14 protein-coding genes are annotated in these 12,705 nt (G+C 61.6%); 5 read left to right on the top strand and 9 right to left on the bottom strand.

The annotated features are described in order from the left end of the window. Nucleotides 1–118: 118 nt before the first annotated feature. From HX807_RS26735 to HX807_RS26720, 4 genes are all read right to left on the bottom strand, one after another. Nucleotides 119–2,347, bottom strand: a complete 2,229-nt coding sequence (locus HX807_RS26735) for an ATP-binding protein (RefSeq protein ID WP_008438474.1) — start codon at nucleotides 2,345–2,347, stop codon at nucleotides 119–121. Then, nucleotides 2,344–2,958, bottom strand: a complete 615-nt coding sequence (locus tag HX807_RS26730; RefSeq protein WP_003210363.1) for a biliverdin-producing heme oxygenase — start codon at nucleotides 2,956–2,958, stop codon at nucleotides 2,344–2,346. Before HX807_RS26730 ends, HX807_RS26735 begins: the two co-directional genes overlap by 4 nt. A 101-nt stretch (nucleotides 2,959–3,059) precedes the next feature. Further along, nucleotides 3,060–3,437, bottom strand: coding sequence for a response regulator (locus HX807_RS26725; protein WP_003210361.1), 378 nt, complete (start codon nucleotides 3,435–3,437; stop codon nucleotides 3,060–3,062). 142 nt (nucleotides 3,438–3,579) lie between these two features. Beyond that, on the bottom strand, nucleotides 3,580–4,299 hold the full coding sequence (locus tag HX807_RS26720; RefSeq protein WP_003210358.1) for an SDR family oxidoreductase: 720 nt from the start codon (nucleotides 4,297–4,299) through the stop codon (nucleotides 3,580–3,582). Nucleotides 4,300–4,423: 124 nt separating this feature from the next. Here HX807_RS26720 and HX807_RS26715 point away from each other — a divergent pair, with 124 nt between their 5' ends. Genes HX807_RS26715 through HX807_RS26700 form a run of 4 tightly spaced genes read left to right on the top strand, consistent with a single transcriptional unit; the run spans nucleotide 4,424 to nucleotide 6,263 of the window. Then, nucleotides 4,424–4,948 (top strand): GNAT family N-acetyltransferase, encoded by a 525-nt coding sequence (locus HX807_RS26715; protein WP_134325792.1) that lies wholly within the window; start codon nucleotides 4,424–4,426, stop codon nucleotides 4,946–4,948. A 23-nt stretch (nucleotides 4,949–4,971) separates the two neighbouring features. After that, entirely contained in the window at nucleotides 4,972–5,406 is a 435-nt protein-coding gene (locus HX807_RS26710) for a VOC family protein (protein ID WP_087695151.1), read from the top strand. Further along, the gene (locus tag HX807_RS26705) at nucleotides 5,403–5,786 is read left to right on the top strand and encodes a cytochrome c family protein (RefSeq protein WP_177051596.1); all 384 of its coding nucleotides are present in this window, start codon (nucleotides 5,403–5,405) and stop codon (nucleotides 5,784–5,786) included. The genes HX807_RS26710 and HX807_RS26705 overlap by 4 nt, the downstream gene beginning before the upstream one ends. A 30-nt stretch (nucleotides 5,787–5,816) precedes the next feature. Continuing rightward, complete coding sequence (locus tag HX807_RS26700) at nucleotides 5,817–6,263, top strand: NUDIX hydrolase (RefSeq protein ID WP_087695149.1); 447 nt, start codon at nucleotides 5,817–5,819, stop codon at nucleotides 6,261–6,263. On the opposite strand, the gene HX807_RS26695 is transcribed toward HX807_RS26700, so the two are convergent. After that, nucleotides 6,227–7,189, bottom strand: a complete 963-nt coding sequence (locus tag HX807_RS26695) for an AraC family transcriptional regulator (protein WP_256349591.1) — start codon at nucleotides 7,187–7,189, stop codon at nucleotides 6,227–6,229. The genes HX807_RS26700 and HX807_RS26695 overlap by 37 nt on opposite strands. Nucleotides 7,190–7,268: 79 nt before the next feature. On the opposite strand from HX807_RS26695, the gene HX807_RS26690 reads away from it, so the two are divergent. After that, nucleotides 7,269–8,234, top strand: coding sequence for an oxidoreductase (locus HX807_RS26690; RefSeq protein WP_177051594.1), 966 nt, complete (start codon nucleotides 7,269–7,271; stop codon nucleotides 8,232–8,234). A 39-nt stretch (nucleotides 8,235–8,273) separates the two neighbouring features. On the opposite strand, the gene phnX is transcribed toward HX807_RS26690, so the two are convergent. From phnX to psrA, 4 genes are all read right to left on the bottom strand, one after another. Continuing rightward, the gene (phnX, locus tag HX807_RS26685; RefSeq protein WP_003210349.1) at nucleotides 8,274–9,101 is read right to left on the bottom strand and encodes a phosphonoacetaldehyde hydrolase; all 828 of its coding nucleotides are present in this window, start codon (nucleotides 9,099–9,101) and stop codon (nucleotides 8,274–8,276) included. Between the two features lie 88 nt (nucleotides 9,102–9,189). After that, nucleotides 9,190–10,062 carry a LysR substrate-binding domain-containing protein gene (locus tag HX807_RS26680; RefSeq protein ID WP_102368178.1) on the bottom strand — a complete coding sequence of 291 codons (873 nt, stop codon included), beginning with the start codon at nucleotides 10,060–10,062 and terminating at the stop codon, nucleotides 9,190–9,192. 36 nt (nucleotides 10,063–10,098) lie between these two features. After that, nucleotides 10,099–11,394, bottom strand: a complete 1,296-nt coding sequence (locus tag HX807_RS26675; protein WP_177051592.1) for an MFS transporter — start codon at nucleotides 11,392–11,394, stop codon at nucleotides 10,099–10,101. 93 nt (nucleotides 11,395–11,487) lie between these two features. Continuing rightward, nucleotides 11,488–12,579: an iron-containing alcohol dehydrogenase PsrA gene (gene psrA / locus HX807_RS26670; protein WP_177051590.1), complete on the bottom strand. Its 1,092-nt coding sequence runs from the start codon at nucleotides 12,577–12,579 to the stop codon at nucleotides 11,488–11,490. Between the last annotated feature and the right edge of the window lie 126 nt (nucleotides 12,580–12,705).

Below are 12,705 nucleotides of genomic sequence, written 5' to 3'. Positions count from 1 at the left end.
ACGTGAAGTGTGCGCATTCACCTCCCTTTGAGTGCGTCCTGATCAGTGGCCCTGGCCCGGTCCGGCGTTCCGGGCCTTTGGGTTTCCATATGCTTCGCCGTCTCGATGAGGCGCCGTTTCAAGCCGGCTTGGGCACCGTAAACCGAAACTCGCTGCCTCGCCCCAACTCACTCTCAGCCTCGATCCGCCCGCCGTGGGCCTGCACGATGCCTTGGGTGATGTACAAGCCCAGGCCGCTGCCGGTGGGATTGTTTTCGGTTTGCGTCCAGTAGCGATCAAACACGTGAGGCAACTGATCAGGGGCGATCCCTTCGCCGGAGTCACGCACCGAAAACACGATCTCTTCGCCATTGCTCAACGCACTGATGCCGATATTGCCCTGGCGCGGGGTGAACTTGATGGCGTTGCCGATCAGGTTCGACAGCACCTGGAACAACCGTTCCGGGTCGGCATGGATTTGCAGCCCGGGTTCGGCATTGAAGGACAGGTCGATGCCCTTTTCCATCGCCAGGGGCGCGAGCAGTGAATAGGCCTCCTCGAACATCTGGCTCACGTCCAGGGCCACCGGCTTGACGGTGTAGCGCCCGGCTTCGATCTTCGAGGTGTCGAGCAAATCTTCCAGCAGCACATTCATGCGCCCGGCGGCTTGTTGCATGGTATCGATGGCCGAGGAAATCCGTCGCGAGGTGTGTGGGCCATCGGAACTGAAGGCCTTTTGCATCATGCCGCAGAGCATCGAGATCACCGTCATCGGGTTGCGCAGGTCGTGGGAAACCACCGCCACCAGTTCATCCCGGGCGCGCACCGCCTGTTGTTCACGCAGCACCTGGCGGGCCAGGTCATTTTCCAGGGCCGAGCGGCGCAGGTCGTTGGCGGCGAAGCGGTCACCGTGGCTCCATTTGGTGGAAATGCCGGCCATCTCCACCTTCCAGATTTCAAACGAGGTGCGTGGGCGAAGGTGCAGGCCCGCGTCGGTGCTTTCCAGGTCCAGGGGTTTGTTCGGGTCGCCGCTCCAGTTGATGTTTTCCTTCACTTCGGGACGAAACCACAACACGCCGTTGTCCACCGGCTTGGGCAAGCTCATGGCCAGCACGCCACTGGCTACGTGCTGGTATTCAGCCGCCGGCGGGTAAACCGAGGCCAGGTTATGGCTGGCAAACACCGGCTGCCCGGTCTCTTGCAGCCACTTGTGCAGGGCGCGAATCTGCGCAGGTTCCGGGCAATTGCCGTAACGGTGCAGTTGCTTGTCTTCGATGATCGCCACACCGCCTGCGAGGGTCAGGTCCATCAGCAATTGCGGACGCTGCGCCAGGCCATCGAAGACGTTTGCGGGCGAGGCCTGCATGGCCTGGCTGAGCAAGGCCAGGGCCTCGACTTTTTCTTCGCGCTGGCGGCTTAGGTCCAGGGCCTCCATGGCGCTGATCTGCAACGACAGCACCTGGCCGATGGTCTGGCACGCGGTGCGCAAATCATTGGGCACCAGCAGCGGCTGGCGGTTGCCGCAACTGATCAGGCCCCAGAGTTTGTCGCCGGCCATCAGGGAGATGCTCATGGACGACAGCACCCCCATGTTTTTCATGTACTGGCAGTGAATCGGCGACACGCTGCGCAGGGTGGCGAAGCTCAGGTCCAGGGGCTGGCCGGTGTCCGGGCGCAACCTGGGCACCAGCGGCACTGCCTCGTAATCGGCATTGGGGATGATCCGCAGCCAATTGGTGCGGTACAGCTCCCGGGCTTGTTCGGGGATGTCAGACGCCGGGAAGAACAGGCCGTTGAACAATTCCATCGACGGGGCGGACGCTTCGGCGATCACCTGGCCGTGGCCTTCCTCTTCGAAACGATAAATCAGCACCCGGTCATAGCCGGTCATGGCCTGGATTTCGTTGACGCTGATTTCATACAAGGCTTGCAGGGTTTTCGCTGCCTGCAGGCGTTGCAGCATCTTGCCCAGGTTGCTGGTCCGACCATTGAGTGCCCGCGGCTGGAAGTCCTTGAGCCGTGGTTCGAACTCCAGCACCAGCACATCCTGATGGCGGTGCAGCAAGCCTTCGAACTCGGCGCCGTTGAGGGTCATGTGCAGCGGTGCGGCGTCGAAAAAGCTGTTTTGCGTGACCATGGCCCGGACGGCTTCGGCATGTTCAATGCCGATCAATGTGTGCAGCGGCTGGCCCAGCAGGGATTCCGGTGAGTGGTTGAACAGTTCGGCTACGTTGGCGCTCACCTGCACGATATGCAGTTCCGGCTCGGACAGGGTCAGCAGCGCACCGTGGGGCTGGATGGCCCCCGGGAAGCGGATGGGTTCGTCTGCACAGTTGGCAAGCAACTCTTCAAAATCTTCGGGTTTCATAGCAGTACCTCCTGGCTGTCGAGCCATTGCTCAAAGCAGCTGAATGTCGAGCGGGCCGCGTTCACGGCGCGCAGTTTGGCGTGCGCATCGAGGGGCACATGGCTCAGGTAGTCGAGAAAGTCTTTCCAGCGCCGACCGGTTTCGGCGCCGTACACGTTGAGAAACGCGCCGCCGTTGTCGGCATCCAGTCCCAGGCGCTGGGCCATTTCCCGGCGCAGGATCTGCCCGCCCAGGGTGGCACCTTCCAACACATACAGCGCGCCCAGGCAGGCGGCCGGCGTGTCGAGGAGCGGTAGCGACATGCAATGGGGAAGGGCGGCGATGGCTCGGGCGTCCAGGCCCAGGGCGTGAAGATCCGTCAGCAAGGTGGGAGTTTTGCGACGCAGCATCTGATCAAACCCCACGGGGATCAAGCCGCTGTCGTTCAGCGTCGTTTCCAGAGGGTTGTAGAACCCGTAATAGGCCTGGAGCAGGCGTTTATACCGAGTGTGATCGAGCTGCGGGGAGAAAAACGGCAAGCGCTTTTCCAGGGCGACGTGCAGTAAAGCGGTACCCGAGCGCAGGGCTTCAAGTACAGGGGGCGCACTAACGTCATGGGCCTGTGAATGCATTCAGTAAACTCGAACTGGGGGCCTGCTGGCCATGTAAGGTTGCTTAATAACTGACCGCAGGAGTCGCCGTGAAGTTCGCCTTGGCTGATATCGCGATGCTATCAGTGCATGGGCGAACCCTGCACCAGGGCCGACTGCACGCAGTCGATCAGGCGCTTGGTGGTCCATGGCTTGGGCAGGAACCGCACGGTGCTGCCCAACTGCGAGGCCATTGCGGTGTTGCCCGAGGTCAGCACCACCGGCAGCGTCGGCCAGCGATGGGCGACCACCTTGCTCAAGTCGTAGCCATTGAGCAGGCCGGGCATCTGGATATCGCTGACAATCAAGTCTACCGGATCACTGGCCCGTTCAAGAAAAATCATTCCTTCGTCTGCGGACGGGAACGAGGTCACCACCGCGCCGAAATCCTCCAGTACATCTACCATCAACGAGCGAATGATTTCGTCGTCTTCCAGCACCAATATCGATGGCTGAGCCATGATCCTTACTCCACCATCCGGGTTAAGTAAGGTGGAGTGGGGCGCCGTTGAATAGGTTCGATTGGATGTTTTTTTTGCGATGGGTGGTCATTTGGTTGCCTTTGAATTGCGTCAGGGCAGGGCGCTCCACTGGCGAAACCTGCTAGAAGCGTTCATCCAGCAGCGCCGGCAATGTCAGCTCCTTGACGAAACTGGCGCCGGACAGGCTCAAGACCATACGCACCACCTGCACCACGTCATGCACCGGAATCAATTGGCCCTCACCGCGCTGTTCGGCCTGGGTGCGTGAGGTGCTCAAGGAATCTTCGGTATTCAGATAGCCCAGGTTCAGGCAAGTGACACCCAGGCGTTGCTGGCGATAGCCTTCACGCAGCGCATCGGCGATGCCGCGCAAGGCGAATTTCGAGGCGCCGAACGCCACTTCGGGCCGGCCGCTCTGGGGCAGTCCCGAGGTCGAGCCGGTGAGGATGATGCGCGGCTGAGGGCTCTTCAATAACACCGGCAGCAGCCGCTTGATCAACAACAGCGGTGCGGTGATGTTGCAACTGACGATGGCTTCCAGTTGCGTGTCCTCGTCGGTGAGAAAGCTGTACGCCGGATCAAACGCCCGCGCCTCCCAGATGCCCAGGTTATAGATCAGTGTGTCCAGCCCGCCTGCCGCCACCGCCTGCTCGATGACGTGCGCCGCTTGGCCAGGCATGCCAAGGTCTGCTTCCACCCAGCGCACCTCGGCGCCAGTGCTGCACATCAAGGGATCAGGGCGACTGCGGGACACCCCGATCAGCGTATCCCCAACCCCGCCCAGCCCTTCCATCAAGGCCCTGCCCAATCCTTTGCTTGCACCGACCACCATGGTTTTCATCGCTTGTCTCCTGAACCGCTGTGCCGAGAGGAGCGGGCATGCAAGCAGAGTGGTGGGGTGATATCAATTGAGTGGCTGTTTCCAGATGTTAATCTCAGGTGTTTCAACGATCCCGGGTTGCCTCATGCTGACTGTTATCCGACTTGCCGCCGCACCCGACGCAGTGTGTTTACCTGCAATAGAGCGCAGTGCGGCCCAGTCCTTTCGTGCGATCGAATCCTTGAGCTGGCTGGCCGATGCCGAGGTCATGAGTGTTGAACGTCATCTGCAGTTGATCGCGTTGGGTACGTGTTGGGTGGCGGTGGATACTGCTGGCCAGGTCCAGGGTTTTCTCAGTGCACAGATGTTTGATGACGACCTGCACATCCATGAACTGTCGGTGGCGCAGGTCATGCAGGGCCGTGGCGCAGGGCGGCAATTGCTTGAGGCCGTGATGAATGAGGCTCGCTCGCGCCGGTTGCGGGCAGTCACCTTGACCACATTTTGCGACGTGCCCTGGAACAGCCCGTTTTATCAGCGGCTGGGATTTGAGCAAGCACATTCGCTGGCGCCGGATCATCGTTTGGCAGAGGCTCTGCGCGAGGAGTATCGTCACGGTTTTGCGCCGGGCAGTCGCTGTGCCATGTCATGGCAGGTCGTAGCGCGTTAAGTAAAGGTACTCCAAGGATTCTCATGTTTATCCGAAACCCCCTCGTCCCCGAACTCATCGTGACGGCCCTCACGAGCAGCCTCGACTTCTGGGTCACCCAGTTGGGATTCGACATTGGTTATCAGCGCTCCGAAGAAGGCTTTGCCTACCTCGACCTGCAAGGCGCGCAAATCATGCTGGAGCAATACGATCCGGATGCCGGCCAGTGGCTGACCGCACCCTTGGAAAAACCCTTGGGACGAGGCATTAACCTGCAAATCGATGTGCCTGCCGTGGCGCCTGTTCTGCAGCGTCTGGCTGCCATCGGCTGGCCGCTGTTCCGCGACGTTGAGGACGCTTGGTACCGGGCGGGTGAGGTGGAAGCGGGGCAGCGGCAGTTCATCGTGCAAGACCCGGACGGCTACCTGGTGCGTCTGGTGCAGCGGTTGGGCGAACGACCTGTGGGGACTCATTCATGAAATACGCCGCTTTACTGGCCATTGCCTTCATCGGTGGGGCCTTCAGTCTCCAGGCTCTCGCAGAAGGCGATGCCCAAGCCGGTGAAAAGCTGTTCAGCAAAACCTGTGGCGGTTGCCATAGCGTCGGCGAAAATGCACGGGGCGGTTTCGGGCCGCAACTCAACGGCATCATTGGTCGACCGGCTGGCACCACCACTGACTATCAGTATTCAGATGCGATGAAAAATTCAGGCGTGGTCTGGACGCGGGACAAGCTGGCCGCCTATATCGAGGCGCCGAAAAAGGTGGTGAGCGGCACCCGGATGATTTTCTGGGGGATCAGCGATCAGGAGAAAATCGACAACTTGCTGGCGTACCTTGCGACATTTCAGGCGCAATAAACACCGATCCCAAGACAAGGATTTCACTCCATGGTCGCACCGCGTATCCGGGCGCTTGCCCTTTGTATCTTTCACCGCAACGGTCGAATTCTGGTTCACGAATTCCAGGATGCGGTGAAACAGCAGACAGTCTTTCGCCCCATCGGTGGTGGCATCGAATTCGGTGAACACAGCGCCGAGGCCATCGTGCGAGAAGTCCAGGAGGAACTGGCGCAGCCGATTCACAGCCTGCGCCTGCTCGGCACGCTTGAAAGCATCTTTACCTACGACGGCCACCCCGGACACGAGATCGTCCAGGTCTACGATGGTCAATTTGCGGATCAGAGCCTATACGAGCAGCCGTATCTTGACGGTGCTGAAAGCAACGGTTTTGCGTTCAAGGTGAGTTGGAAGGGCAGCTCAAGCTTCACCGCGCAGTCGCCACTGGTACCGGAAGGGCTTTACGCGCTGCTCAAGGGCGCCGCGCTACTGGATTGACGGCACGCGTCCCGATAATGCCTCGGGGCCTTTCCTGTCACTCGCTTGAAGGCGTTGCTGAACGCACTTTCAGAACCGTACCCCAACGACTGCGCTAACACGCCCACTGACAGATTCCCCTCGCGCAACGCTCGTTGCGCAAGGCGCATGCGCCACTCGGTCAGGTACGCCAACGGTGGTACCCCGGCAACGCTCTTGAAGTAGTGCGAAAAGGTGGTGCGCGACATCGCAGCCGCCGTAGCCAGGTCTTCCAGTGTCCAGGCACGCCCCGGCTCGCTGTGTATCAAGCGCAGCGCGGGGGCCAGGCGCTTGTCGCTGACCGTGCGCAGCCAGCCTTCGGGTAATACGCCCGAGGTCTCGACATAGGCCCGCAGGATCTGGATAAACATCAACTGCGCCAGTTGCGCCGACGCCAAGCTTGCCCCGAGCAAATTGGCTTGCCCCTCATGTGCCAACTGGCCGAGTAGCCATTGCACGATTGTCGCTTGCGGCGACGTGGCCCGCACGTGGATCAGGGGCGGCAGCGCGTTGGCCAGCAGGCCGCCACTCTCCGGGTCCAGTTGCACGTAGCCGCCGATTTGCACACAGCACTGGCCGTCACCGATTTGCGGGAAGCGGCCGGCGTCAGCGAATAATTGCCGCGCTTCCAAAGGCGCGACCGACACATCGCCTGCAAGCACAAACGAGCGTTGCGCACACAGCAGGAACACACCGCCCGCCTCAATCAACACCGGCGCCAGTTCGCCATCCATCCACAACCAGCACTGCCCCTTCACCACCCCGAAAAACTTGATCTTGTCCGGCGCGGGAAAACGCAGGGCCCAGGCGCCGCCCGCGCTGAAGCCGCCGGTCATCACCGATTGGGCATTCACGAACGTGAGAATCTCGGAAAACGGGTCGCTGGGCATATTCGTACTTTTACGCATGTAAACGGGATGTTCGAGTATTCAGAGTACGGCTTTCGAGGGGTAGCGTGTTAACCACACGTCCAATGGAGACTCTGTCATGCCCACAGTACAAAAACCGATCCACAGCGGCTATGGAGCAGCAACCACCGCCGCCGAAGTCATCCGGGGCGTCGATCTCTCGGGCAAGGTGGCGATTGTCACGGGCGGCTACTCCGGCATTGGCCTGGTCACCGCCCGTACCCTGGCTGCCGCGGGCGCCCGCGTGATCATCCCGGCCCGTGACCTGGCCAAGGCACGCGCCGCACTCAAACCTTACCCACAGCTGCAACTTGAACCCCTGGACTTGATGGACGCCCAGTCCATCGAACAGTTTGCCGAGCGCTTTCTGGCGACAGGCTGCCCGCTGCACCTGCTGATCAATAACGCGGGCATCATGGCGCCGCCGCTGAGCCGCAATGCCCTTGGCTACGAATCTCAGTTTGCGACCAACCATCTCGGGCATTTCCTGCTTACCCAGCGCCTGTGGCCGGCCTTGCAGCGCGCCGAAGGTGCACGGGTGGTGACGCTGTCCTCACGGGGGCATGTGCACGGCGCCGTCGACTTTGACGACTGGAATTTCGAGCGCCAGGCCTACGATCCATGGAGGGCCTACGGTCAGTCCAAGACTGCCAATGCGCTGTTCGCCGTGCATCTGGATACGCTCGGTGCGGCGAGTGGGGTAAGGGCTTTTGCGGTGCATCCCGGTGGAATCATTACCGATCTGGTGCGGCACATGAAGCCTGAAGTCTTGCAGGCATCAGGCTATGTCGACGAGCACGGGAAACCGGTGATCGACCCTGAGCGGAACATGAAAACCCCGGAGCAAGGCGCGGCCACCAGTGTGTGGTGCGCGGTGAGTGGGCAGTTGGCGGGAATGGGCGGGGTCTATTGCGAGAACTGTGATGTGGCGGCGGCAGTGAGTGCGGAATCGGAAGAGCAGTTGGGTGTCAGGCCGTGGGCGGTGGATACCGGGTTGGCGCAGCGGCTGTGGATACTTAGCGAGCAGCTTGTCGCAGGGCGATAGGCCGCAGTGTGGGGTCAGCTCACTGACCCCATCGGCCCATCAAGAACCCTGCGGCGTTTCTCCGCGCGCCAAACGCGCATTGATATCGTCGATCACCGCCGGCAGTTCGACGATGGTGTCGATCAGGTAATGCGGCCGCGAGCCCTCGAACATCTGTGTAATGCGCGCACGCTCCAGCGCCAGCTCAGCAGCAGGCAGCGCCTTGTATTGCTCGTAGGTCAAACCCAGTGCGTTGCCGGAACAGGTCAGCGCCACCGTCCACATGCCGGCGCTACGGCCTTCCAGGATCCCCGGCCAGGTGTCGTCGACCTTCACGCACGCGGCCACATCGCTGACCCCCAGGGCAATCACGTTGGCCAGTGCCTGCGCCGGATGCGGGCGCCCGTTGGGCACTTCGTCGGTCGCCACCACATGGTCGGCGACGTAGCCGTTCTGTCGCGCCAGCTCGACCACCTTGGCCATCACCACCGCCGGGTACCCGGAGCAGGAGCCAATCTTCAAGCCCTGCCCGCGCAGGGTGTTGATCGCCTCAAGGGCGCCGGGAATGACCGCCGAATGCAGCGCGATTTTCTCGATCTGCAACGGCATGAAGCGTTCATACAGTGCGGTGACATCCTCGTCAGTCGGCAAGCGATCAAACACCGCCCGATAACGCTCGGCAATCTGCGGCAGGTTGCACAAGGTGCGGATGTGATCCCACTTGCCCATGCCCATCGGGCCGCGGGCTTCCTCCAGGGAAACGGCGACGCCGAACTCGCCGAACGCCTCGACAAAAATCTGCGTGGGGGCGAAGGAACCGAAGTCGACGACGGTGCCGGCCCAGTCCAGGACCACGGCTTGCAGCTTGGAAGGTTGTTGGTAGTGCATGGCAAGTCTCCATTTTCAGGTGTGAGCAGGCCGTCTCTCTCTCAAAGAAGAGGTAAGCGCCTGGTGAGGGTTTAAACGGTCAAGACGATCAGGTGGCCGGGATCGGGCTGGCCTCGAATAGCTCGGCGATCATCGGTCGGTTGCGGCGGATGCCCAGGCAACACAAGTGGTAGTCGATGAAAAACGGATGGTCGACGAAGGTGATCGGCGTGGTGCCCGGGGTTTCGGCGTATTCCACGGCAGACACAAAGCCGATGCCGATGCCCTTGGTGATCGCGTGCACAATGGCTTCGCGACTGTTCAGCTGCATCACGCAGTTCACGGCGATGCCCTGGCGCTTGCAGCTTTCTTCCACCAGTTGCCGGGTGCGTGAGCTTTTCTCGCGCATCACCCACTTTTCGCGGCTGATCTGTTCCACGTGCACCTCTTTCTGCCGGGCCCACGGGTGGTCATCGCGCACCACCGCAATAATCGGATAGCGCCGGTACAGCTGGGTATCGAAGCGCTGGTCGAACTCCGAAAGGGCCAGGATCGCCACGTCGATATCGAAGTTGAAGAGCCGGTCCAGGGTTTCCTTTTCCGGGGAAAACGAGGTTTCCAGTTCGATGTCCGGGTGGCGCTGCATCAGCTCGTAGGTCAGGTTCATCGCGATCGGCGGCGACACCGCGCCCAGGCGCAGCAGTCCGGTCTTGCGCTGCTTGAAACTCTGCAACAGTTGCATGGCTTCATCCTCCTGGCCGAACAGCCCCTGGGTGATCCCGTAAAGGGTGTGCCCGGCGGCACTCATCTCGATAAACCGCCCGCGACGGTGGAACAGCTCCACCGAGAACTGCTTCTCCAGCCCGTTGACCTGCTCGCTGACCGTCGGCTGGCCGACGCTCAGGTATTCGGCGGCGAGGGTGAAACTGCCGGTCTTCGCCACCGCATGAAACGAGCGCAGCCACTTGTGGTACTGGTACATAACGAGTCCTGTTCCTGAGGTCCGCCGGGCCGGTCATCAACGTCGGATAAACAACGCCACCGCTGCGCTGCACAGGCAGGCCGAGGTCACGACGATGAAGATCAGCGAGGTATTGCCGGTACTGTCGAGCATACTGCCGATCAGCGGTTCCGCCAGGCCGGCGAACAGATAGGATGAGAAATTCATCACGCCCGTGGCCGTACCCGCACGCTTGGCGCCGACCAGGTCCGGGCACAGCGCCCAGAAACTCGACGCCGGGCCATACACGAAGAACCCGCAGAGGAACAACGCTACCAGGCCGATTGCGCTGTGGGGCGGCAAACTCCACATCCACAGGCTGGTGGCGGCGCCGAGGAACATGTAGAGCATGATCGCCAGGTAGCGTTTGGAGCCGAACAGCTTGTCCGAGACCCAGCCGTTGCTCAGGGCGCCGATGGCCATGCCCACCGGCAGGGCCACGGTGATCCACTTGGGGTCGATCATGCTGTCGCCGCTTTTCCAGTCGGCCCCGAGGAAGTGCACCGGCACCCAGACGATCAGGCCGTAGCGGGCGGCGTTCTGGAAACCCAGGGAGATCGCGGCGATGATCAGCCGCGGATTTTTCAGCACCGCCTTGTAGCGCTGCGCCGAGGATTCGACTTCGCCGTGGGCCACTTCATGATTCTTGTCTTCGGCATTCGCCACGCCGGTATCGGCCAGGGGCTCGAAGCCCATGTCTTGAGGCCGCTCGCGGGCCACCAGGTAGAAAATGATGCCGCCCGCCAACATCAACAGCACCGGCAGGCGGAAGATCCAGCGCCATTCCAGTTGGAACACTTCCAGCACCACGATGGAGGTGACGTACGACAGGACCGAGGCGCACCCGGCCGCGAACACATAAAAGCCATACACCTTGCCGCGCTCGCCGGCGCTCCACCAATTGGAAATCAGCCGGCTGCCGGGTGCCCAGCCGAGGGCCTGGAAGTAACCGTTGATGCCCCACGGCAGGATCAGCCCGGCAAAGCCGCTGGCGAAACTGGTGACCCAGTTGGCCGCGCAGGACAGCACCGCGCCCAGGGTCATGATGCGGCGGCCGCCGAACTTGTCGGCGAGGTTGCCGTTGATCGCCTGGCCAATCGCGTAGGCCCAAAGCATCGCCGCGGAGGCCCAGCCGAGGGTTTCCTTGGTCAGGCCGAACTCGGCCTGGATCCCGGGGATGGCAAAGCCGAAGGTCTGGCGGCCGGTGTAGAAAAACAGATAACAAAACATCGCCGCCAGCAGCATGCGCCACTGGGCTACGCGAAACGATGAGGTACGGACGGCAGGAACAGGCAGCACGTGTGCACGATTCATGATGTTTTCCTTATTGTTATTCGCCCCGGCGACCGCAGCCGCTGGGGGGCACTCTTGATAGGTGCAACAGGAAACGACTGAATTACGGTGAGTCTAGGCCGCTTGCGCGCCGATGAAATTCTTGCCGCGTGCGCCTTGCAGGGCGAAGCGGATCATCGCCTCGGCCTCGGTGGCATTCACGCCGTAGTCGGCAAATTCGGTCTTCACGTCCAGGCTGTGGAGGAAGTCGCGCAGCTGCGCCTGGGCCTGCTGCAGGTCGGTGCCGAATACCCGTTGCAGGGTGCGGTCCCGCGCGGCGTCGTGCCCCCATGCCAGGCCCAGTACCAGCGGCAAAGTGAAGGAACAGGCGATGCCATGGGGCAGGCCGTGGTGCAGAGTCATCTCATAAGAGATGGAGTGGGCGAGGGCGGTCTTGGTGTTGGAAAAAGCCAGGCCGGCTTTCAGCGCCGCCAAGGCCATGCGCGAGCGCAATTCCTGGTTGCCGAGGTCACGCCGCAAGCGCGGCAGGCATTCCAGGATGTCTTCGATGGCGGAGATGGCGAAGGTGTCGGAGACCGGGTTGGCGTTGACGTTCCAGATCGATTCCAGCGCATGGGACAAGGCATCCAGCCCGGTGGACACCGTGACCCCGGCCGGCACCGTCAGCATCAACTGCGGGTCGATGATCGCCACTGTCGGCCAGGTGCAGTCCAGGTGCAGCGAATACTTCTTGAGGCTGGCGGAATCCCAGATCGTCGCCCATGGCGTGACTTCGCTGCCGGTGCCGGCGGTGGTCGGTGCGGCAATCAACAGCTTGTGGCGGGCCGGCGCGAAAGGTTTACCGGTGGCCAGCAACGCCAGCAGCTCGTCGAAATCCCCGGAATCTGTGCCGACGATCAAGGCCTTTGCCGTATCAATTGCACTGCCACCGCCGACGGCGACCACCACCTGGCAGTCACCGGCCTGCAGCCAGAAACGCTCGTAGGTGTCGCGCAGTTGGGCCACGTCAGGGTTGGGCTGTACGTCTTCAATGACGTACACCAGGCGCTCACCCAGCAGGTCCTGGATGCGGTCTACCAAACCGAGCCCGCGGGCTTCGGGAAAGGTCACGAGGGCGACGGTCTGGCCTTCGGTAAGAGCGGCGAGTTCTTGCAGGCAGCCCCAGCCGAAGCGGGTGTCTACCGGGTTTTGGAAGCGGGCAGTCATGGCGGGTTCCTGGTTTTTGTTATTGGAAGTGCCGCCATAGTCGGGGAGGGTGAGGTGGACCTCAAATCGATAGATTGTGGGGATGGATTGGCTGGGCCGATAGTACAGCCCAACCGTCAGGTGACT

This window comes from Pseudomonas sp. D8002, from assembly GCF_013385695.1.
Lineage (GTDB): Bacteria > Pseudomonadota > Gammaproteobacteria > Pseudomonadales > Pseudomonadaceae > Aquipseudomonas.
The sequence above is the reverse complement of the archived record's forward strand: the minus strand, read 5'-3'. Positions and strand labels throughout refer to the sequence as shown.